Raw genomic sequence first — 637 nt, forward strand, 5'->3', positions numbered from 1 at the left:
AGGGATAAAGCAATTTTTTAAAGATACTGAGTATTTAAAATATAGAACATTGACTAAAGATGAAGTGTTGCAGATAGTAGATAAACTGCCAAAAAATGTTCGAGATAAACGCAGGAGAATAGTTAAAAATAAAGAGGAATTAGACAAATTATGGAAAAAGTTAACTAAAAATTCTGAAGAGTTGGAAAATAAAGTAGATAAAAAATACGGACAACCGATTTATATGAGAAAACTAGATGATCAAACTATTATACAATATAAGAAAACTTCTAAAAGCGGGGGTGAGACCATAGAGATAAATTCCAATAAACCAAGAGGAAATCTTAAAACAATACATATAGAAAATGGGATAAAAAATGAAATATAGATATATAAAATGGGAAGAAAATGAAAAGTGCGCTATTTTTTTTCCTGATATGGATTTTGATATATGGAAAAAAACCCAGCTTTTAGAGAATGATTATGCTAATCCAGCTTTAGTTATAGCATCTCATTTAAAAGATAAGGTCGGTATTTTGGAACTATTTGAATATTATATTTTGCTTATTTGTGGAAAAAGCATGGGTGTCTCGAGGTGGGAATGTAATAATTTAATTTTATTAGATACTTACAGCATTGATAATCTTAGCAGCCCATT

2 pseudogenes are annotated in these 637 nt (G+C 28.4%); both read left to right on the forward strand.

What is annotated here, in order from left to right:
* Positions 1–367: pseudogene (locus L8X40_RS08440) on the forward strand (hypothetical protein); the annotation flags it as partial.
* A pseudogene (locus L8X40_RS08445) lies at positions 357–637 on the forward strand (hypothetical protein); the annotation flags it as partial. The pseudogenes L8X40_RS08440 and L8X40_RS08445, both read left to right, overlap by 11 nt.

It is taken from the genome of Campylobacter sp. CNRCH_2013_0855 (genome assembly GCF_025773025.1).
GTDB lineage: Bacteria > Campylobacterota > Campylobacteria > Campylobacterales > Campylobacteraceae > Campylobacter_D > Campylobacter_D jejuni_C.